12 protein-coding genes and 1 pseudogene are annotated in these 19024 nt (G+C 59.6%); 2 read left to right on the top strand and 11 right to left on the bottom strand.

The features are described 5' to 3' along the window. Together ACWIKB_RS06495 and ACWIKB_RS06490 are read right to left on the bottom strand one after the other, a co-directional pair. A partial coding sequence (locus ACWIKB_RS06495; RefSeq protein ID WP_475265871.1) for a hypothetical protein occupies nucleotides 1–168 on the bottom strand: 168 nt, incomplete at its 3' end. 500 nt (nucleotides 169–668) lie between these two features. Then, nucleotides 669–2210 (bottom strand): HAL/PAL/TAL family ammonia-lyase, encoded by a 1542-nt coding sequence (locus ACWIKB_RS06490; RefSeq protein WP_475265852.1) that lies wholly within the window; start codon nucleotides 2208–2210, stop codon nucleotides 669–671. A 171-nt stretch (nucleotides 2211–2381) separates the two neighbouring features. Between ACWIKB_RS06490 and ACWIKB_RS06485 the strand changes: the two genes are divergently transcribed. Then, the gene (locus ACWIKB_RS06485; protein WP_475265851.1) at nucleotides 2382–3332 is read left to right on the top strand and encodes a LysR substrate-binding domain-containing protein; all 951 of its coding nucleotides are present in this window, start codon (nucleotides 2382–2384) and stop codon (nucleotides 3330–3332) included. A 518-nt stretch (nucleotides 3333–3850) separates the two neighbouring features. On the opposite strand, the gene ACWIKB_RS06480 is transcribed toward ACWIKB_RS06485, so the two are convergent. The 7 genes and pseudogenes from ACWIKB_RS06480 to yghU all read right to left on the bottom strand — a co-directional run bounded on the left by ACWIKB_RS06480 (nucleotide 3851) and on the right by yghU (nucleotide 14854). After that, entirely contained in the window at nucleotides 3851–4690 is an 840-nt protein-coding gene (locus ACWIKB_RS06480) for an alpha-amylase family protein (RefSeq protein WP_475265870.1), read from the bottom strand. Nucleotides 4691–4811: 121 nt separating this feature from the next. Continuing rightward, a complete protein-coding gene (locus ACWIKB_RS06475) occupies nucleotides 4812–7355 on the bottom strand; it encodes an NfrA family protein (RefSeq protein ID WP_475265850.1) in 2544 nt (847 codons plus the stop codon). After that, the gene (locus ACWIKB_RS06470) at nucleotides 7352–9466 is read right to left on the bottom strand and encodes a glycosyl transferase family protein (protein WP_475265849.1); all 2115 of its coding nucleotides are present in this window, start codon (nucleotides 9464–9466) and stop codon (nucleotides 7352–7354) included. Before ACWIKB_RS06470 ends, ACWIKB_RS06475 begins: the two co-directional genes overlap by 4 nt. Before the next feature lie 12 nt (nucleotides 9467–9478). Then, nucleotides 9479–11692 carry a hypothetical protein gene (locus tag ACWIKB_RS06465; protein ID WP_475265848.1) on the bottom strand — a complete coding sequence of 738 codons (2214 nt, stop codon included), beginning with the start codon at nucleotides 11690–11692 and terminating at the stop codon, nucleotides 9479–9481. Between the two features lie 41 nt (nucleotides 11693–11733). Beyond that, nucleotides 11734–12972 (bottom strand): non-hydrolyzing UDP-N-acetylglucosamine 2-epimerase, encoded by a 1239-nt coding sequence (gene wecB / locus ACWIKB_RS06460; RefSeq protein WP_475265869.1) that lies wholly within the window; start codon nucleotides 12970–12972, stop codon nucleotides 11734–11736. Nucleotides 12973–13711: 739 nt separating this feature from the next. Further along, nucleotides 13712–13894 (bottom strand): annotated as a pseudogene (locus ACWIKB_RS06455) (NmrA family transcriptional regulator); the annotation flags it as partial. A 120-nt stretch (nucleotides 13895–14014) separates the two neighbouring features. Next, nucleotides 14015–14854 carry a glutathione-dependent disulfide-bond oxidoreductase gene (gene yghU, locus ACWIKB_RS06450; RefSeq protein ID WP_475265847.1) on the bottom strand — a complete coding sequence of 280 codons (840 nt, stop codon included), beginning with the start codon at nucleotides 14852–14854 and terminating at the stop codon, nucleotides 14015–14017. Between the two features lie 221 nt (nucleotides 14855–15075). Here yghU and ACWIKB_RS06445 point away from each other — a divergent pair, with 221 nt between their 5' ends. Beyond that, nucleotides 15076–16113, top strand: coding sequence for a hypothetical protein (locus tag ACWIKB_RS06445; RefSeq protein ID WP_475265846.1), 1038 nt, complete (start codon nucleotides 15076–15078; stop codon nucleotides 16111–16113). Nucleotides 16114–16156: 43 nt separating this feature from the next. Here the strand turns inward: ACWIKB_RS06445 and ACWIKB_RS06440 are convergent, their stop codons facing one another. Both ACWIKB_RS06440 and ACWIKB_RS06435 read right to left on the bottom strand, forming a co-directional pair. Next, on the bottom strand, nucleotides 16157–17422 hold the full coding sequence (locus tag ACWIKB_RS06440; RefSeq protein WP_475265845.1) for an NAD(P)/FAD-dependent oxidoreductase: 1266 nt from the start codon (nucleotides 17420–17422) through the stop codon (nucleotides 16157–16159). After that, nucleotides 17415–18998, bottom strand: a complete 1584-nt coding sequence (locus ACWIKB_RS06435; RefSeq protein WP_475265844.1) for an aldehyde dehydrogenase (NADP(+)) — start codon at nucleotides 18996–18998, stop codon at nucleotides 17415–17417. Before ACWIKB_RS06435 ends, ACWIKB_RS06440 begins: the two co-directional genes overlap by 8 nt. Nucleotides 18999–19024 lie beyond the last annotated feature (26 nt).

The raw sequence follows: 19024 nt of genomic DNA, 5'->3' as shown, positions 1-19024 counted from the left end.
TTCTTTAGGGTTCTCGGCGACTTCCGGGTCGAGGTTGTTCATCAACATGCGCAGCGGCGCTTCGGTCAGCCAGCTCTTGGCGGTCAGCTTGTTACCGCGGGCGGCACGGATTTCAACGTCACGGCGCTTTGTAAACGTAGGCGTAGGTTTCTGGGTATTGTCAGTCACGAAGAGTACTCCTCATCAATCAATCCAAACCAGCCCGGGCAGTGGGCGAGGGAGCCTGTGCGGGAGGCCCGTCACAAGCGGAAACAGGTTCTGTGCGCCGATCTTTCTGACTACTCATGCGCACACACGTTTACTTGTACATACAAGCATATGCAATCAAACGGCCAACTTGATGGCTCATCGTTCAATAACGCTTTGGATTTTGTTTAAACGCTTTTAAAACAGGTGGTTAGCGGAAGGAGTTACTTCCGGAGGTTTTTTTTCGGCAGTGTCACGACTATTACTTGAACATGAAATTGCGCCACGCTGGGGCGCTCGGTGACAGTTTGGGAGATAGTGGTGCGCGATGGGAAACAACTGAAACGAATGCATTTGTGGCGAGGGGGAGGGACGCGCGGCCCTGGACAGCACCAATGCAGATTCAGGTTCGGCTCCAAGGCTATCCTTCGTCGTCGAGATGCAACGACACAGTCGAAGGAGGGCCTTGGAGTACATCCTGTTTATTCCAGGTTTTTCTGTACTGTGGCCAGTATTTCACCGCTGCGGACCTGTTCGGTGACACACACCATGTCCAAATAGAAGGCACGATCATGGTCGGCGACCGGTACGCGGCTACGCACCAGGTCATAAACCGCCTTGGTGACGCTGGAAGCCTTGTGCACGTCATGGAAATCCAAGGCCTGGCAACCCACCAGCAGCTCAATGGCCAGCACCGATTCCAGCTTTTCGGAAACCTTGTAGGCCTTGATGGCGGCGTTATAAGCCAGGCTGACCAGATCTTCCTGGTTGGCGCAGGTCGAGAAACTGTCGACAGAGGAGGGGAATGACAGCGCCTTCATTTCCGCATACAGGCCAGCGGCCGTGTATTGAAGGATCATGTACCCGCTGTTAAGGCCCGGGTTGCGCACCAGGAAGGCCGGCATTTCACTGAAGTGCGAGTTGACCATACGGTCGATACGGCGTTCGGAAATCTTCGCCAGGTTGGCCAGTGCCACGCACAAGGAATCCGCTGACATGCCGATGTAGCTGCCGTCGAAGTTGGCGCCTGAGATGGCAATGCCGTCGCCGTCCTCAAGCGGGTAGATGATCGGGTTATCGCCCGAGGAGTGAATTTCGTTCTCGATATTTTCCCGGGCGTGATCGATGAATCTTTTCGAAGCACCATGCACCTGGGGAATGGCGCGCAGGCTGTAGGCGTCCTGAAGCCGGTAGTCGATGTTTTCGGCGATCAGTTGGCTGTCATGCAGCATCGCCTTTATATCCCTGGCGGTTTGCGCCTGCTCTTTATGCGCCTTGATTGAGTGATAGCGAGGGTCGAAGGCCCGAATCGTACCTTTTAACGCCTCCAGGGAAAGCGCCGCGGCGACGTCCGCCAGCGAGGCCGTCTGCATGGCGTTATAGAGGGCCAGAATGGCGATGGCGGTCACCGACATGGTGCCATTGAGCATCGCCAGGCCTTCTTTGCACTGCAGGTCCGTCGGTTTCAGGCCGACCTGTTCCAGTGCGGTGGCGCCATCCACCCATTCGCCGCCATTGACCCTGGCTTTGCCTTCGCCCAGCAGGACCAAGGCCAGGTGTCCCTCGACGGCCAGATAGCCTACCGAACCCTCGCCAGGCGCAAACGGCACGACTTCGTTGTTGAGCAGGCCGGCAATCAGCTCCAGCAACTCCAGGCGCACCCCCGAAAAACCTTTGCCGAGGCTGATCAGAACCATCAACTGGATCGCACGTACCTGCTCACGCTTGAGCGGCTCGCCCACGGCGACGGCGTGGGAGCGCACGATATTGACCTGGAGTTCCTTGGCATTCTGCGGAGAAATCACATGTCGAACGTTATCGCCAAACCCAGTGGTCACCCCATAGACCAGGCGATTTTCATCGAGGAAACGCTCCACTAAGCCGCGGGACTTCTTCACGCGGTTTTTGTAGGTCTCGGAAAACGACACCTTGGCTGAATAGCGGGCTACCGCGACAAACTCTTCGATGGAGGGCTCTCTATCGCCGAGGACTACCTGAGTGATCTGTTGAGGATGAGCTTTCATTGCGAACTCCCGAGAAACGAAATGATTGAGGGTGTCGGGCCGACTGAGCGGTCAGCCCGATTGAGTGCGCAAGAAGACTAAAACGGTTTTACAATTAAGAAAACATGGTAATTTCTGTCAGTTTTATTAGAATTTCTAAACTTAAAATGCTTTCGAGACCTTCGCATCGCCATGAGCCGCTTACCGCCCTTACGAGCCCTCCAAATATTTGAAACCGTCGGTCACTGTGGCGGTATATCCCAAGCCGCAAAGCGATTGAACATCTCTGTGGGCGCGGTGAGTCAGCAGATGAAGTTGCTTGATGAGGCGCTGGGCATGAGCTTGACGGTCAAGGAGGGACAGCGCTTGCGACTGAACGCTATTGGCCAGCGTTTTCATGCGCGGTGTTCTATAGCGTTCGAAGAATTGAGATCCGCCGTTTCCGAAGTAGAGCGTTCGAAAAACCCCAACAATTTGTATGTCAGTGGCCTGCCTTCTCTCATGACCAAGTGGCTGGCGCCTCTCACCTACGAATGGCAGCATGAGAATGGTGATCTCGACATCTATCTAGATGGCACGCTGGCAGATACTTCGGAGGAGGAAAACGCCGATTTTCGTATCGGCTACGGTGAACCTGGCCATTACGCCGCGCATAGTGTTGTGCTGTTCCACGATTGTGTGGTGCCGGCATGCTCACCGACGCTTTTAGGCCATCCGGGCAATGTGGAACACGCCGGTGAGCTGCTCCAATACCCACTTATCCGTATCGATTCGCGGCCGAAATTTGACTCGCCCCCCTCATGGGCCGAATGGTTTGAACTGGAAGGCGCTGCCGTCGAGCAGACGATCGCCATCCGTCGTAGCTTTTCTTCGTCCAGCATGGCGATTCAAGCCGCCATCGATCACCAAGGAATAGTGTTGGCGCAGTTTTCGATGATTGCCCGTGACATCGATGAAGGGCGCTTGATCATTCCTTGGCCGCGAGCCATGCGGCTGCCCTCGCCGTACTACTTGAGTTGGCACCCGAATACTCTGCAGAAAGCGCAATGCCGGGCATTTCAACGTTGGTTGATTGGTCGAGGGAGAGCACAAGAGGACATCACCGACTCCTTGATAGCTGCACAGCCCGCCTGCAAGAAGTGATTCGTAACCACAGAGTGTCAGGTATCGAGCTTTAGACAATCAGGGCCGATTGCCGCCCGTCACACTAGGTAGCTTTGGGTCGCCAACAGTCAGTGGTGATTAACCGGTGAGCGCGGGACGACTTGTCGGTGGGGGACGCTTCTCGAACTGATCCTGCGTAATTGATTCTGTCAGGATAATGACAGTCTCCTATTGGATATGAGCAGAACCCAATAACGTTGCATAAAATCACTCGTTCTTTGCTCTTGATGCACTCTAAAAACAAGTCAAGGATTGAGTTTTTTCCTGCGTCGGCAAGAAAAAACCTTAGGTTTCAATGGGTCGGCCACTAGATACGAGTCTCGTTTCCCGCTCCAAATACAAAAAAAGCGCCACTCATTGAGTGGCGCTTTTTTTTGCGTCTGTTTTTTGTGGTTGGTATTGAAAACAGAGGCTTCGCCTTTTTATTCGTTTCAGCGATACCTTCCCAGGTCATGCTTTCCCGTACATCAAAACCCACATCGAAATCCGGCCCTTCGTCAGTTCGAAGGGGCCTTGAGCGCTGGCACCATTTGTTCCACCAACTCAGGCGTCATGTAGTGCGGTCCGTCGAACAGGTACAGCGGATAACCGTCATAAGCCGACAATTGCGTTTTCAGCTCGGCGGCGGTCGCTGAGCGGAATCCGCCACCGAAGTTGGGGCGGAAGGCTTCGGCGATGATGCGCACACGGTCCTTGCCCAGGCGCTGGCGCAAGGCGTCGGCGTAGGTCCTGGCGACCGGCGCGGTGCGCGCATAGACGCCGACGCCGTCCTGGAAGAACACGCCGATGTCATTCGGCAGCCACTGTTTGAGCCAATCAGCCGTGGCGACCGGGCCGATATTGGCGCCGTCATAGACGCTGATCCACAACGGTCGCGGCAGCTTGGCCAGCAGGGCGGGCAGTTCTTTGGCGCGGGTCCAGCTCGGGTCGACTTCGGCGGGGAAATACCAGCCAGTGACGTGCAGCGGTGTCGGCAATTTGGCGATGCGTTCTGAGACAGCCGCCAGTTGCTCGATGTTGTCTCGTGAGCGGTTCTCGCTGAAATAACCCGCCAGCCCCAGGATCACGTCCTGCGCCCAGGGCGCCTTGGCGATGCGCGCCCAATCGGGTAGCACCGGTACGGCAGGCAGGCCCGTTCCGGGAACGAAGGCCTGATCGTCGACGACGGTCCATTGCACCAGCAGCTCACGGGCGCCCAGTTTTTCCCAGTGCCCGCTGATCCCGACCGTCTTGTTGTCCGGCTGCCAGACGATGCCGACAATCCCCGGGGTCAGGGTCTTGTTGTTTGTCACGTAGAGCAACCCTGTCCCGGCGCTGAGGGTGACGGCGAACAACAAAGCAGCCGCCGTCGCGCGACTGACGGCATAACCGAAGACGTTCACGTCAGAGCCTTCTGGAAGCGCTGATGCGCTGCGCCAGAACGCTGCCAACAATCAATTCGAACCTTCATGCAAATCCTCAATAAGAGTAAGTCAGGCGCGCGAACACACCTTCAGCGCGATCATCGCCCAGCACTTTTACGCGGTATTGCAGGGAGAAATCGACGTAGGAGCGGGGTGCGTTGTATGCATCTTCGCGGAACCAGTAACGAACGTTGTTGCCGACTCCGATCCCGCCAGCCTTGCCCGATGACGAGTTCGTGCGGCCATCGTTATCGGTCCCGCTGTTCATCTTCGAGTCATAGTCGAACGCGGCCACCACGTGAGGGAAGCTGACCCAGCGCGAACCGGCGCCGCCGATGGCGTAGCTGCGACCGACCTGCCATTCGCTGTTGAAGTAGTTGCGCGAATCGTTGACGTAATGACCGGCTTCGGCGAACAACTGCGAGGTCCACCAACTGGAGGCATCCACGCGCAAATCGGTGCCGATGCTGGAGCCGTAGCCCAAACGCAGCAGCCAGTCACCGTCGACGTCCGACGAGCCCAAGGGGAATGTGCGCTCGACGGCGGCCATCACGTTCAGCGACGTGAAGGGTTTGACTCGCACACCCACGGCGCCTTGCAGCGCATCGAAACCGGTGTCCGAATCTCCGTTCTTGCTCCACAGCGTGTCGGTGACGCGACCGTAGAGTTCGACAAAGCGCGCGTTGCGATAACCCAGCGGGCGCCAGGACAGTTCGGTGCTGTTTTGCAGGCTGTCGGTGCTGTTGCTGCCGCCGCTCGGGGCTGAACTCAAGCCACTGCTCGAGCTGTTGCCGCGATAACTGGTGGTGCTGGTCAAACCGATGGTGCGCGACACATCGGCCACCGCGCGGCGGGTGTCGAAAAGCTGTTGCGGCGACATGTCGAGTTCGCCGCTGTTTTTCGCATCGATGACGCGCTTGAAGTAGCTGATCGCTTGCGCGTCGTCGTTGACCTGCATCGCGTTGTAAGCCGCATCCTGAGTGGCGGCTGGCGTCAATTGATTTCCGGCATCGGCCTTGCGGAACGAGGCGTAGGCGTCGTCATCGTTGCCGACCTGAACCGACAGATAAGCCTTTTGCAGGTCAGTCATCGACTCCAGTTCGCCGGTGTCCTGTGCTTGCTGCAGCCGTTCCCGAGCGGTTCGGCGCTGGCCGATGGCGGCATACAGATTCGCCTCCTCGTAAGCCGGCAGGCTGCCCAGCGCCAAGGCCTGGGTGAAGTCCTTGCGGGCGCCGGCATCGTCACCTGATTGCTGACGCAGGTAGCCGCGCTGGCTCAGCAGTTGGGCATCATCGCCATTGGCCTGCAGACCGCTACTGGCTGCCGCGATGGCTTCGGGAACTCGTTTCTGGTCGCTCAGGGCGCTGACCAGCAGTCGGCGATACGCCGGATTGTGCGGTGCGCGTTCAACGGCTTGCTGCGCCAGAGTCGCCGCTTTCGCCGGGTCCTTGCGGACCATGGCTGTGTAGGCCTGGGCGGCCATGTCAGTACCGCCGTCGCGCTGGTTGCCGGGCCAGATATCGCAGACCAGGCCGAAGGCGCTTTCCTGGCAGTTCAGGGCCGGGGCAGGGAAGTGGGCAACCGTGTTCATGCCCTTGTTTTTCTGTCGCAGTGCCACTTGGGCCGCGAGGCGTCGGCGGGCCACTTCGCCGCCTTCATCAGCAACCAGTGGTTGTAGATGATCGAGCGCCTGCTGCGGTTCGCCATGTGCCAGGGCGGTGTCGGCGGCGAAGAAACGAATGTTGCGGGTTTGCGCTTGCGTCAGGCCGTTGATGGCCATGGCGTGATTCAGGTCCGCTTGGGCAGCCTGGGTTTTGCCTTGGCGATCAAGGGCGTAGCTGCGCAGAATCCACGGAGCGATGTCCTGATCATCCTGCGCCAATGCGGCTGACGCGGCTTGTTCGGCCGCAGAGTAATCGTTGGCGGCGAGCAGGGCGCTGATCAGTAGTTGCTGGTTGGCAGCGATTTGCGGCGCCCAGGCCACGGCTTTTCTGGCTCGGTCTGTGGCCAGCGCTACGTTGCCCAGCTCAAGGGCGCGGTAACCCTCAATCGCCAACGGCGCGGCCAGTTGACGACGAATCGTCTGGCGACGCATCAGCAACGTATCGTTGCCGGGAAACACGGCCAGTGCCTGATTAGTGGCTTGATCCGCGTCCTGCAAATGTGGCTGGCGCTGCAAGGAATCGATTAGCAGCAATCGATAATCCAGGTGTTTGGGCGCCTGGGCGATAGCTTTGCGTGCCGACAGGGCCGCGGCGTCGAAGTTGTCGCGGTCATAAGCTTTAAAAGCCTGGGCCGCGGCGCCGAAACCTGGAGCCTGAGGGGATGGCGAGTAGCGTTTCGGATGGTCGCGCAGTTCCTTGTCGCGCTGCGCCAGCACAATCAGCGTGTTCAAGCGGGTGATGTCGGCGCGCTGACGCAACGCTTCGCGGGCCTTGGCGATGGCCAGGTCGTAGTCTTTGCGTTCGTAGGCGCTGTACGCCTCGTTGGCAGTCACATAGGCCGGGCCGGTCAACGGCAGCGGCAGGGTTTCGGCCAGCGCCAGTGCGGGCATCAGGCCCAGCCCCGTGGCCAGAAGGGTCAGCAAGGGGCGATTCATGCAGGAAGCTCCGCAGGATAGTGGCTGTGCTGACGTGCCACGGCCTGTTCAATGGTGGCGCGGGGCAACACGCCGCTGTCGACCAGATAGTCGCCGATGCGTCCGTGAATCTGAGGGCGATAACGCAGCATGGCGCGGCTGAACACCTCGCGATCCAGCAAGCCCATTTCAACCAACAGATCACCCAGCAGTGGCGCACGGGCGTCCGGCACGGATTGGCCTTCACGCACGTTCAGTTGGCGCAGTTGCGCGACGATTTCGCTTTCCCGGGCAATCAGCTGCAGCGGTTCGCTGCCCAGTTCATCGCTGACCTGTTGCAGACCTTCGTCCGGCAACGGGCTGGCCACGGCGACTTGCGCGCGGCCGTCGGCATTCAAGCCCAGCGGCACCACGCGCCAGCGCAGGGCGAACTCATCGTCCAGCGTCTGATCCGAATCCCGCGCCTTAGTGGCCACGTCGAAGACTCGCGGCAGGTCATTCTGGAACGCGATGGCTTCCGCCAGTGTTTCGTCGTCCAGCCAGCCGTTGCTGAGCAAGATTCGCCCCAACGGCATGTGCCGGGTTTTCTGTTCGGCGAGGGCGCTTTGCAGGTCGACCTCGTTGATTGCCTGCCAGGACAGCAACACGCTGCCGAGCTTGCGCGGTGCGGCGGCAACCAGGTCGGTGGACGGGAAGTCGTGCATGGTTTTGTCCCACACCAATTTGCGGTTCATGACCTTGCCGACGATGAACATGCGCCAGGCCCGTGACGCGGCCATGAAGTTGACGAAGTTGCCCACCACCATGCGCGGGATCGACAGCAAACCATGCTGCCAGCCGTACAGCACGGTGGTGAAATAACAGCGGTGAGCGATGCGCCAGGCCAGCGCGGCGCCGTTGGCCAGCAGCAAGTACTTGATGAAGCCGTTGGTTTCGAACGGCGTTGGGAAACTCACGTCCCACAAGCCGCTGTGGCGCAGGATGATCAGGCCCAGCAACTGCGCCAGAATCACGTAGGCGATGATGCTGACGAACGCCGTGACCACGCCTTTGCGGTCACGGAACAGCAAATAACGGTTGGCCAGCGAACCGTTCCAGCCCATTTGTTCCCAGCCTTGCAGGCCTATGCCCAGCGTCCAGCGGGCTTTCTGGCGGAATGCCGTGCGGAAGGTGTCGGGAAAGAATTCGCGCACGCACAACGGCATCCTCAAGGTCGATTCGTAAGGCTTGCGAAACCATGATTTGCGCAGCACCCGAAACTGCACCGGGAAGCGCACAAAGATCGCGTTCATGCCGACCTTGGCCAGGCGCGCACCGACGTCGTAGTCCTCAGTGAGGCTGTCAGTGTTGAACGGCTGGTTCTGGGTTTCCCCGGCCAGCACGCGCAACGCACGATGGGAAAAGCACGTGCCTACCCCGGCCGACGGCACGGTATCGGTCATGCTTTCGCGCACCACCAGATCCTTGCCATGCCATTCGGCGAACTCGTCCATGTAGGTGCCGGCGACCCATTCGTACCAGTTGCGCTCCAGGGAAACCACGGGCAACTGGATCATGTCCTTGCGCGGTAGCAAGTAATTGAACAGGCGCAATTCCAGCGGGTGTAGCACGTCTTCACTGTCGTGCAACACCACGCCGGCGAAGGTCATGCCATGGGTTTGCTCGTGCAGGAAAATTGCCTGGATCACCCAGTTCAGGCAGTCGGCCTTGCAGGTCGGCCCGGCATGCGGGACCTCCACGCGATGCAACTGCTTGTAGCGCCGACGCATGCGTTCGACTTCATCGATGGTGCGCTGATCGTTGATGTAGGTGCCGACGAAGACCACATAGTTCTGGTAATCCAGGGTCGACACCATGTTCTCGATCATCGGCGCGATGACGTCGTATTCCAGCCAGGCCGGGACCATGATCGCCAGGGGCTGTTCGTCCCGGGCCATCAATTGATCGGCGGTCAGCGGCCGGTATTTGCGACCCACGGTGAACTTGCGAAACAGGCGGCGAGACCAGTACCACAGGTCAATGAACAGATCGTCCAGGCTGGAGATCAGGATCAACACGGCGACCACGATGGTCGCGGTCTCCAGGAAGCTGTAGTAGTGGGCCAGCCAGTAGGGCCAATAAAGCGACGTCATCGAAGGGTTCCGTTACTGGCGATTGCGACGGGCGTTACGGCCGGCCAGCAACAGGATGAGGACCAACACAATGCCGCCCGGAATCAGCCACAACATCGATGGTGTACGCCAGGCGTCCAGGCCCTTCGGTTCTTCGTTGTCGATCAACTGGCTACCACTTGGGTCCTGGGTGTCGAAGGTGGTCAGCGCACCGTTGTCACCGAGGATCGCCACATCGCCACGGCTCAGCAGAATCTGTTTGGCGAAACGTGGCGCATCGGCACCCAGAGTGCGATAGACCAGACCGTGCTGGCCACCGGCATCCACCGCTTGCAGCGAGGCCAGGTGGTTGAGGGGGTGCACGTCCAGCAAGACCTGATCCTTGTGGTTGATGCGCAAGCGACCCTGTTCATCGACCTGCACCGATTCCTTGCTGTCCTTGACCGGCAACTCGAAGGCGAGGAAGGCTTTGTCCGGGGTGACCGAAGCTTTCGGGTCGTTGCTGACTTTCAGTTGTGCCCGCAGCGGCGAGACACCGGTGGCGTCCGCGACCGAAATCACTTGCCCGAGGCTGCTCGCCGGGTGCTCGAGATAGGCCTGCGGCACGAGGATTTGCGTGTCCACGGCAAAGCGCGCGGCCATGCCGGAGAAGTCATCATCCAGCGCGGTTTTTTCCAGCACGATGTGGCTGGTCGGCAGCACCGAGACCGGGAACGCTTGCGGCGTTTCCAGGCAGCGATCACTGACCGGTTGGCGCTGGAACGACACACGCAATACATTGGTCGCGCCCACGGCGTAACGCGGGATACGCGCTTCGATGCGTTGCTTCTCGCCGTTTGCCACAAGCTGTTGCGCACCAATCAGGTAATCGTTGAGAAACAGCGATGCCACTGGTGCAGTGTCCGAGGCGCCGGGAGCGGCGGATACATCGATCACCGCTTTCACTGGCAGGCGACCGTCGTAGGCCACGCTGCCCAGTGGGAACGAAGTGCTCCAGTCGGATTTCGCCAGCACGTCGATGGCGCCAGGGTTACCGCCAAGGCGCGACAAGGCCACGCGGCCGTCGGCGCTCAATGGCAACTGCGCTTCGCTGACCGTCAGGTCGCGGCTGCGTGCCAGTTTGTTCCAGGCCGAGCTGAACAGGGCCAGGGCCTTGCCGGTCGCTTGCGGCGCGATCATCAAGACCGGGCGCGTGCCCAGCAGGCTCAGGCGCACGGTGTCCGTACCGCTAACGGCCAGGCCGGCATTGATGTGCCGTTCGCGCCATTGCGTGAAGGCGCTGGCGGCGGTGGCGTCGAGGCCTTGAATCTGGCTCTGCAAGGCATCCAGGGATTCGTTAACCGCTTTGAGCAATTGCGGGTCGTTGATCGCCAGGTCTGCCTGGACGTTCGGGGTCTGGCCCAGCATCAGCAGCGCGCCGATTTGTGCCGGGTTTGCCAACACCAGGGGGCCTTTGCCGTTGAGGCTGGCAAACGCAGGAATGGCCAGCAGCTCAGCCGGAATGCGCAGGTTGCTCAGGTCAACACTGTCTTGCAGCGCCGGGAATGGCAGGATGCGGCTGTGTTTGCCGATGCGTTCCAGCGCCACGCCGAGGCGCCATGCCGCGTCATAGCTTTCAGCGGACAAGGTGCCCGGCGCGACCATGATGCCGGGCTTGCCAGGCAATGCGGTCCAGGCTGCACCGACGTTCTGCAACTGGCTGGCGTCGTAGCTATAGGTGAGGCGAGTGTCTGGTTCGATACGCAAGACGTTGCCGATGGCGCGTTCGTCTTCGCACAACACATGGGACACGACCGATGACCAGGCAATGCCCAGGCGCACTGAGCCGCTGTCCCGTGTTTTTTTGTCCACACCCAGGGTGGCGCTGGCGTCACCCTGCGGTTCGCTGAGCCCTTCGGCGCGCACCGGGTAACCGTCCAGCGACAGCAGCAAGGTGTTGCGACCACCCTCGCCATTGAGGTAGCTGGCGTTGAAATTCAGTGTGGCATCGGTCAGCGGTACACCGGCCGGCACTGGCAGATACAGTTCGCGCCGTGCATCGGTGGAACCGAGAATGATCGGTGCGTCGATCCCCAGATCGCTCAAGCGGATCTCACGCTCCTGCCGGGTATCGGCATTGAGTCGATTGATCGCCTGGGTGAGCGGGTTGTCCGCGGCCAAGGCAAAGGTCGGCATGAGCGCGAGCAGGCTCACGCCACAGGCAAGGGCGCTGAACGCACCCGTATGGATGGCAACGGAAGGCTTCATTCAGGTAGATCTCGAGCTGATAAGGGGAGATACGGTTCGGTTTATTGAGAGGTGAAAGCCGGGTGTCTTTTCTCGGGCACAGACACCGTCGACGGGTGATGCAGAAACTTCGGCAACGGCAGCCGAGCCACGAGGAACTCATCGACCGGACGCCCCATGAGCGCATCGACGATGCGCGCACTGGCCCGGCCATCGCCATAAGGGTTGGCCGCCTGGGAGCAGCGGCGCCACAGCCGGTCGTCATCGAACAGCGCGTTGACACCGGCGATGATCGAGTCCGGCGCGGTGCCGACCAGGCGCACAGTGCCCGCCGCGACCGCTTCCGGGCGTTCGGTAACGTCGCGCATCACCAGCACCGGTTTGCCCAGAGACGGCGCTTCTTCCTGCACACCACCGGAGTCGGTGAGGATCACGTGGGCCCGTTGCATCAGGCGCACGAACGCCAGGTAGTCCAGTGGCTTGATCAAGTGCACGTTGGGCAGACCGCCCAATTGCTCGGTGACCGGGCCCATGACATTCGGGTTCAAGTGCACCGGATAGACGATCTGGATGTCCGTGCGCTGCGCCAGATGACTCAAGGCCTTGCAGATATCCAGGAAGCCTTCGCCGAAATTTTCCCGACGATGCCCGGTCACCAGCAGCACTTTGCGGCCGGCTTGCAGGAACGAGAACTGGCGGTCCAGGCTGGTGCGCAGGTCAGCGTCCTGTTCGATACGCCGGGCAGTCATCTGCAACGCGTCGATCACCGTATTGCCGGTGACGAAGGCACGACCTTGCAGACGTTCGTCGAGCAGGTTCTGCCGCGATTCATGGGTCGGCGCGAACAGCATGTCCGCACCGAGGTCGATGCAGCGCCGGTTCATTTCTTCCGGCCAGGGGCTGTAGATATCACCGGTTCGCAGCCCGGCTTCGACATGGCCGACCGGGATGCGCCGATGGAACGCGGCCATCGCGGCGACCATGGCCGAGGTGGTGTCGCCATGCACCAGTACACGGTCCGGCAAGGTCTGTTCCAGCACAGGGTCAATCGCCGCGTAAAGCGCCGCCGTCAGTGAGTTGAGCGTCTGGTGCGGCGTCATCACATCAAGGGTGTAATCGGCCTGTAGGTCAAACAGATCCAACACCTGCTTAAGCATGCTTTGATGTTGGCCGGTGATGCAGATCTGCGAATGAATGCCAGGTTCCGCAGCAAGGGCTTTGACCAACGGCGCCATCTTGATGGCTTCTGGGCGAGTACCGAAGATCGAAAGGATTTTAATCCTTGGATGATGACGAGCGATGATGCCTTCCTCGCGCAGTTTTAGTGCGCAGCACAAGAGCGGGCCCAAGTTCTTTTGAACTTGAGCGAGCTGGTGTTATTGGATTTTAATTAAAACCGGGGGGCATCAGCGTGAGGGCTGATGTTCACTTCATGTGAGAGGGGTGTATCGCCTGGAGCCCGGAAGCGGCCGGATTATTAGCATTGAAGATAAGAATGTTAAAGAGTTATATGTGAATTTTTATTTAATAAATTTGATTGAAACTTTTATATTTGCGGCGGGTCTTTTATGGTTTTTTGATATTTTGCAAAGTTTTCAAATTGAAATTTATTGTTATGTAAGTCATTGATTTATATGTTTTATATAAAATTGTTGTCCGTTCGTCAGCACGTATGAATTATTCGTTGATAGTAACGGTCACGATTTCGCAGTTTAGGGACTGGTTTTCTGGTGACGGCCCGTAGTCACTAAAATGACGCCTTGATATTGTCGTGATGATATAAGTTTTATGCCAGGGATGTTTGCTTTTTAAATATTCATACGCTGCTGAAGTTTGGTGTGAAAGGTTCAACTCTACAAAAGAACGTTGCGAAGCAATGAGTGGACGGTTATCCGAGCATCAACTTTTTTACATCGGCGCTGTCTCTCGGAGCGGAAGACTGTAGTGGAGCTTTTTTTGCGCGACACAGGTGCCGGTGAAAGCATTCGTGACCGTAAGAACCGCGAGGTGCCTTCGGTCAGTCACTGCGTTCAATCAGACTTATCCTGAGTGCGCCCAAACCCCGGTCGCCGCCGTGCGCCGAACATAATCACTGAAGTCCCGCGCTGGCCGACCCAGCGCACGTTGCACACCATCGGCAACCGGCGTGTTATGACCATCGAGCACGGTGGTGAAGAGGTACAGCACCAGGTCAATCACTTCGGCGGGCAGTTCTTCCTGCTCCTCATGCGCACCCGAGGAGGGGCGCGGCTTTGCCGATGCGTTCAAACGCATGTCTTTGCAGGAAATCATGGCGCCAGTGGCCGAATCGAGTGAGCTCGAGCCAGCCACCGAAATTATCAACTAAGCCAAATCATCGGCCTGGTGCCGCTCAGGCACTTGGCTCGCTTCATCGCCCCACGTCCGGTTGACTCGCTGGCCACGAATGACCGCCGGCCGATTGGCGATGTCCTCTGCCCAGCGCTGCACATGGGTGTACTCGTGCGCCGAAAGAAATTCGGCCGCCGAGTACACGTTGTCCCGCACCAGTTGGCCGTACCAGGGCCAGACCGCAATATCGGCGATGGTGTAGCTGTCACCGGCAAGATACGTGCTTTGGGCAAGACGACGATCGAGCACATCCAGTTGACGTTTGGCCTCCATCGTGAAACGGTTGATCGGGTACTCGAGCTTCTCTGGCGCATAGGCGTAGAAATGCCCGAAGCCGCCGCCCAGGTAAGGCGCAGCGCCCATCTGCCAGAACAGCCAGTTCAAGGTTTCGGTGCGTCCCGCCGGATCGGAGGGCAGGAAGGCACCGAACTTTTCCGCCAGGTACAGCAGGATCGAACCGGACTCGAAGACGCGGATGGCCGGTTCCACGCTGCGGTCTAGCAACGCCGGGATCTTCGAGTTGGGGTTGATCTCGACAAAGCCGCTGGAGAACTGGTCACCCTCGTTGATGCGGATCAGCCAGGCGTCGTATTCGGCGCCGCTATGCCCCAGCGCCAGCAGCTCCTCAAGCAGGATGGTCACCTTCACGCCATTGGGTGTGGCCAGCGAATAAAGCTGTAACGGATGCTTGCCGACGGGTAAGGCTTTGTCGTGGGTCGGTCCTGCGGTCGGGCGGTTGATGCTGGCGAATTGTCCGCCGGACGGGGCGTTATTTTTCCAGACCTTGGGAGGAACATAGGACGCTTTGCTCATGAGACGAACCTTATGGGTTGCTGACTGTGATCACGTGGACCGCGGATGGGCAGTTCTCGTAGCGGGCAGGCTTTTTTACCCGGCACGCCGGCAAAGATCAACGCAGTGGCGCAAAGAACGCCCGGTTGTCGCCGGCCAGGCGCAGCGCGGCCAATGAACTAAGCTTGAACCCGACAAGGCGCCGGGGGCGTCTGCAAAGGATGCAGCCAAGGAGAAGCGCAATGTGCAGCTGGGGCTTGAGCGACGTTAAGGTTGAGGTGCTAGGCATCATCGATTCGTACGTGAACGACCTTTGCACCTGTGCCCCGGCGACAGGCGGGATTCTTCTCTATCCCGGTTCGGGCGTCGACATCGCTAACGCATTGTTCGCTTCAGCCAGCCGGATCGATACGTTTGTTTTCGTGGATAACTGGCAGGGAGGAGGCGCCGATCAGACGTTCGATGAGATCGTCACTGCCTTCCAGGCAAAATTCCCGGGAGAAGCACACCCCGAGCGTTTCGCCGAAGAAGGCGTACGGAAATTTGCCGAGAGTATCCACGTTGTCTCTGCTTGCCCGATGCTGGCTTTCAGCTTCATGTTTCGCGGCAGAATCAGGTATCTATTGTTCTTGCGCACGTCATTGGAGGTTTTTTTTACCGAGAATGGCGGCTTTCGATGCCATGTCGTTTTCGTCAAGGATCTGGGAGGAACAACGTCGGACGTCACCTGTGCAATGGCGCTGCCGTACCTGCACTTGCACGGATTGTTTGTTACCAATCAGACACTCCTGCACGTTCAACTGTTCGGCCTCAGACGCCTGATCAGTCTTATCGGAATTGGCTATGGCGATACGATTGTTTTGCACAAGGTTCGCGCTCACAGTGCAGGTTATCTCCATACCACAAGTGACTTCGTTGCCTCGTTGAAGAGCACCGCTGCGAGTTTTTTTGCAGAACTCGACGACGACTATGATTTTCTTTCCCGCAACTATGGGGCTGTCCAGCCTCATGAAGTGAACATCCTTGCGCAGGGTATGACCCGGATAAAAGCCAGATTGGTACCCTTGGGGTTAATGCCTGACGAGCAGTTTGAAATCTGTAAGGCGGTGATCCAGGAGTCCACTTGGGTCACTCAATGGGACCATGACATTCCTGCCTATCTGGCTGCCTGGCAATTAATGAACATGCGAATTCATATGCAGAGAGTAACGGACATGCTCAAGAGCCGGCCCCGTGCTCCTGGTCGTAAGCGAGCGATCCTTCCACGTTTTCAAGGGTGATTGCACGAGCGGTGCGGGCAAGCACGAACCGCTCGGGCTCTCCTCAAAACCGACCCAGCTTGTAAGCCTCGATTGCCGGCAATTCATAGGGCGTTGTATCGGCCCTGGGCGAAGCCATTCGACCAACAAGCTCCGCAGTCACTGCCGCCTGAGTCAGCCCCAAATGCTGGTGACCAAAAGCGAGCAGCACCTTGCCGTCGCACACCCGGTCGATGATGGGCAGGGAGTCCGGCAAGGACGGGCGAAAGCCCATCCACGGCGTGGCCGCATCGGCGTTCAAGTCGCGGCTGAACAAGCCTTGGCTCAGCCGGTGCAACTGCCACGCGCGCTGCATGGTTGGAGGACTATCAAGGCCGGCGAACTCAACGGTGCCGGCCAACCTCAGGCCATCGGCCATCGGCGTCATGATGAATTTGCGCTCCAGCGAGGTGACGGCGAAGGGCAATCGGTCATGCTCATGAGGCAGCATCAAGTGATAACCGCGCTCGGTGTCCAGCGGCACTCTCTTGCCGGTCAACGCAGCGGTGAGTTTTGCCGAATGGGCGCCGCAGGCGATCAGTACCTGGCGAGCGGTCAAACGGCCTTGCTCGGTGATCAGTGAAACACCGCGCTCGTGCAGATGTCCGCCCTCGACCTGTTGCTTGAGAAACTGCACACCGCAGGCTTTGGCCGCGTGGACCAGTTCGCAAACAACCCGGTAGGGGTCGAGAAAATGCCCTGTGCGCGCAAAGAACAATCCGCCCTGAACCCGTTCGCTGAGTTGCGGAGCCGCCGCGCGCACAGCCTTGGCGTGCCAGTAGTCGACCGGCACTTCCTGCTGGCGCATGCGTACTTGCAGCGCCTCGATCGCCTGACGCGACTCGGGGCGTTCGAACACCAGCAATGACCCGTCTTCCCTGAGCAAATCGGGGCGGGCGATGTCCTCCAGCAACCGCTGCCAGGCGCCAAGGCTGCTTTCGTTGAGCGCGCGCAGGCCGGCGACGGTGCGTTGGAAGGGCGCCGGGCGCAGGTTCAACAACAGCCGGGCGAACCAGGGCAGGGCATGCGGCAGGTATTTCCAGTCCAGGCGCAGGGGCCCCATCGGGTCCATGAGCATGGCGGGCAGGCGTTTGAGGATCGACAGGTCGGCGATAGGAAACACCTGCTCGGTGGCCAGATGCCCGGCATTGCCAAACGAAGCGCCATGGCCGGGGTCCTGCTGGTCGATGACCACCACCCGCAGTCCCTGGCGTGCCAGCCGCAGGGCGCAGGCGACGCCGATGATTCCGGCGCCAACCACGGCGATGTCATGGGGGACTTGATCAGACATTGTCTTGGGCTTCTCTGTGGCCATCGAGCAGGCGTTGCAGGTGCAACGGATTGCTGTGTTTGAGCGCTTCAGGCAACAGGGTGTCGGGGAAGTCCTGATAACAGACCGGGCGCAAGAACCGCACAATGGCGGCGGTGCCGACCGAGGTCGTGCGCGGGTCGGAGGTGGCGGGGAAGGGACCGCCATGAACCATGGCATCGCACACCTCGACCCCGGTTGGCCAGCCGTTGACCAACAGGCGTCCGGCCTTGCGTTCCAGCACCGGCAGCAACGTTTTGGCGCTGTCCAGGTCGGCGTCATCCAGATGCAACGTGGCGGTCAATTGACCTTCCAGGTGCTCGATGACCTGGCGAATTTCGCTGTTGTCGGCACATTGCACGATCAACGACGCAGCCCCGAACATTTCGGCCTGCAACGCTGGGTCGCAGAGAAAGTCCGGCGCCTGGGTGACGAACAGATGAGCCTGGCCTTGATTCGGCGTTTCACCTCTCTGGCCAGTGGCAGCCGCTTGGGCATGCTCAAGCATCGAGCCCACGCCTTCCTCATAGGCGTTGAAGATGCCGGGGCTGAGCATGGTCTGTGCCGGGCTGCGCTGGATGAGCTGCGACGCGGCGTTGATGAAGCGATCCAGCGCCGGGCCCTGGCGGGCAATCACCAATCCCGGGTTGGTGCAGAACTGTCCTGCGCCCTGAGTCAGTGAAGCGACGAAACCCTGTGCCAGCGCTTCGCCTCGCGCTTGCAGCGCAGCCGGGAAGAGCAACACTGGATTGATCGAACTCATTTCCGCATACACCGGGATCGGCTCTGGCCGTGCCTGGGCCGCCTTGCACAAAGCGATGCCACCAGTGCGCGAGCCAGTGAAACCAACAGCCTTGATGCGTGAGTCGCTGACCAGAGCGATTCCGACTTCGCGGCCCGAGCCGAACAGCAGCGAAAACACGCCTTCGTGCAGACCGCATTTGCTCACGGCACGGGCCACCGCGCGCCCCACCTGTTCACTGGTGCCGGGATGAGCGCCGTGGGCCTTGACGATCACCGGGCAACCGGCGGCCAGTGCCGAGGCGGTGTCACCGCCGGCGACCGAGAAGGCCAGTGGAAAATTGCTGGCGCCGAACACCGCCACCGGCCCCAAGGCAATCTGCCGCTGACGAAGGTCCGGACGTGGCAGGGGTTGGCGTTCCGACAGCGCGTTATCAACCCGTACATCAAGCCACTCGCCGGCACGCACGGTACGGGCAAAGGTGCGCAATTGCTGGCAGGTGCGACCCCGTTCACCCTGGATCCGCGCGTGCGGCAGTCCAGTCTCGGCAACAGCACGCTCGATCAGCGCATCACCCAGCGCTTCGATCTCATCGGCAATCGCTTCGAGGAATCGGGCGCGTACTGCCAGCGACGTCTCGCGATAGCCGTCGAAGGCTGCCCACGCCAACGCGCACGCCTGTTCGACATGCTCGCTGCTGCCACCGGGATAGGCCGGCTCAAGCGGTGTGTCGGTAGCGGGATTGATTGCCCGCAGCGTTTCTCGGTTACCGGTAACGGCGTGCTGACCGATGAGCATTTGGCCTGTCAGAGTCATGGCGCTTTCCTGAAAAATAGGGTGGG

The organism is Pseudomonas sp. 5Vm1k (assembly GCF_056161485.1).
This window is presented reverse-complemented; position numbering and strand designations above follow the sequence as displayed.